Source organism: Roseomonas sp. HF4, assembly GCF_005222755.1.
Lineage (GTDB): Bacteria > Pseudomonadota > Alphaproteobacteria > Acetobacterales > Acetobacteraceae > Neoroseomonas.
Map to the genome: position 1 here is coordinate 1 of NZ_STGD01000045.1, position 1,173 is coordinate 1,173.

Here is a 1,173-nt window from a genome sequence, read left to right on the forward strand (position 1 = left end):
GGCTGAGGTAGCCGAGAGCCGAGTGCAGCCGCTTGCAATTCTAGACATTCTCGATGAACCGCGGGAGATCTGCGGTGACGTCCTCGAAGGTCTCGTAGGCCATCGGATACACGGCCTCGACTTTCAGCGTCTTCATGAAGCTCTCCGCCTTGGCGTTGTCGTACGGATTGCCGCGTCGCCCCATGGAACCGCGCAGCCCATGGGCGTCCAGCAGGTCGCGATACGGCTTCGCAGCGTATTGCGACCCGCGGTCCGAGTGGTGAATGCAGTCGGCAGCTGGCCGCCGCGCCTCGAGCGCTGCCCGCAGCGCAGCCAGGGTGAGCCGGGCATCGATGGAGCGCCCGATCGCATAGCCAACGACGCGGCGCGACCAGGCGTCGAGGATTACGGCGACATAGGTGAAGCCGCCGAGGATGGCGACGTAGGTCAGATCGGCCACCCAGAGCTGGTTCGGTCCGTCCGGCACGACATCCTTCGCCAGGTCGGGGAAGATCGGGCCATCGTGGTCGCTGTCGGTCGTGGCCACGTATCGCCGGCGGCGCCTCGGCTGCAGGCCGTGCTCGCGCATGAGACGGCGGACCTTCTTGTGGTTCACAACCAGGCCCCGCTGCCGAAGCGCGGCCCCGACCCGGCGCCAGCCATAGGCCTCGAACTCGTCGCAGATGGCCATCATCGCCTCGACCAGGGCGGTGTCGTCGAGTTCGATCCGCGGCGCGTCGTAGACAGTGGAGCGGGCGATCCCCATTAGCTGGCATCCGCGCGCGAGCGAAATGCCGGCGGGCCGGCAACCGCGGACGTAAGCCCGCTTCTCGGCGGCGCTCCGGAGCGCACTGCCCCCTTTAGAAACTCAAGCTCCAGGGCCTGCCTGCCGACCAGCCGCTCGAGCGCGGCAATCCGCGCCTCGTAGGCCTGGATGAGGTCCGCTGCCCGGGCGTCCTCGTCGAAGGCGCCGGCTTCGTACTTCTCCACCCAGACACGGATCAGGTTGCGCGAGATGTCGTGGCGCTTGGCAAGCCCGTGCAGGGTCTCCCCGGCCAGGTACTCCTGCGCGACCTGGCGCTTGAACTCGACGCTGTGCGATCGGTGTCTCGTCATCGGCTTCCATCCTTCGGAAGCCCAGCTCCCTGGTCAATTCGCGGCAGTCCGCCTGTCCGCCTCCAGGGGCCCACTCCA

At 67.5% G+C, this 1,173-nt stretch carries 2 protein-coding genes; both read right to left on the bottom strand.

Going from position 1 to position 1,173, the window contains the following annotated elements:
- Positions 1–40: 40 nt before the first annotated feature.
- Positions 41–772: an IS3 family transposase gene (locus tag E8M80_RS25605; protein ID WP_240790220.1), complete on the bottom strand. Its 732-nt coding sequence runs from the start codon at positions 770–772 to the stop codon at positions 41–43.
- Complete coding sequence (locus tag E8M80_RS25610; protein WP_137128548.1) at positions 745–1,095, bottom strand: transposase; 351 nt, start codon at positions 1,093–1,095, stop codon at positions 745–747. The genes E8M80_RS25605 and E8M80_RS25610 overlap by 28 nt, the downstream gene beginning before the upstream one ends.
- Positions 1,096–1,173: the final 78 nt, after the last annotated feature.

What these genes read in the sequence shown, in the direction of transcription:
- E8M80_RS25610 (WP_137128548.1), bottom strand. Translation starts at nt 1,095, where the DNA reads ATGACGAGACACCGATCGCACAGCGTCGAGTTCAAGCGCCAGGTCGCG.